This is a genomic window from Pseudochrobactrum sp. AO18b, assembly GCF_000409565.1.
GTDB classification, from domain to species: Bacteria; Pseudomonadota; Alphaproteobacteria; order Rhizobiales; family Rhizobiaceae; genus Pseudochrobactrum; species Pseudochrobactrum saccharolyticum.
Genome location: NZ_ANNO01000343.1, coordinates 1 through 1120 on the forward strand (window position 1 = coordinate 1; position 1120 = coordinate 1120).

Here is a 1120-nt window from a genome sequence, read left to right on the forward strand (position 1 = left end):
GCGGGGAGCGCAGACCTGTTTTAAGCTCTGCATTGGAGAATTTCAGCGGCGTGCGCAGTCCCGGAACACCTTGATTGTCCACACGCATCTGGCGGGCGATGAATTGCGGGTCACTGAACACGTCGGCAATTGTATTGATCGGCCCTGCCGGTACAGCGAGCTTTTCCAGTGCGGCTAACAGATCATCGCGCAACCATGCAGATGTTTTTGCTTCAAGCTGAGCTGTCAGTTCATCACGGTTTTGTACGCGGGCCGCATTGGTGCGGAATTTCTCATCCTCAGCCAGTTCCGACAGCTCCAGCAAACCTGCCAGTTTGGCGAATTGACCGTCATTACCGCAGGCGATGATGAAATAGCCGTCTTTCACCGGCAATGTCTGATAAGGCGCAATATTCGGATGCGCATTGCCGAGACGTTTCGGCGCTACGCCGGAAGCGAGGAAATTCATTGCCTGATTGGCGAGAACGCCGGTCATGCAATCAAACAGTGACATATCAATATGCTGACCGAGACCTGTTACCTGACGATGCAGCAGCGCGGACTGAATACCGATGACACCGTAAAGACCGGTGATAATATCGACCAGTGCCACGCCGATTTTCTGCGGCTCGCCTTTCGGCTCGCCGGTAATATCCATAATGCCGCTCATGCCCTGAATCATGAAATCATAACCGGCACGCGCTGCATAAGGCCCGTCATGACCGAAACCGGTGACGGAGCAATAGATCAGACGCGGATTGACTTCCTTCAGGGTTTCATAATCAAGGCCGTATTTTTTCAGGCCGCCGAGTTTGAAATTCTCGATGACAATATCGGCATCTTTGATGAGTTTGAGTACGGTCTCACGCCCTGCATCTTCACGAAAATCGCAGATGATCGAGCGTTTACCGCGATTGCAGGCATGATAATAGGCGGCTGACTGTTCCGCACCGTCGTCAATATAAGGCGGACCCCATTTGCGGGTATCATCGCCCTCAGGGCTTTCTACTTTAATGATATCGGCACCGAGATCAGCCAATGTCTGGCCGATCCACGGCCCTGCAAGAATACGTGCCAGTTCAACGACTTTAATGCCTTCCAACGGCGCCTGCATCAGATTTGCTCCGGATATGAAAAACCC

Annotated in this window: 1 protein-coding gene; it reads right to left on the bottom strand. The window is 52.7% G+C overall.

What is annotated here, in order from left to right:
- A partial coding sequence (locus A918_RS0113550) for a CaiB/BaiF CoA-transferase family protein (RefSeq protein ID WP_028233803.1) occupies positions 1–1093 on the bottom strand: 1093 nt, incomplete at its 3' end.
- Between the last annotated feature and the right edge of the window lie 27 nt (positions 1094–1120).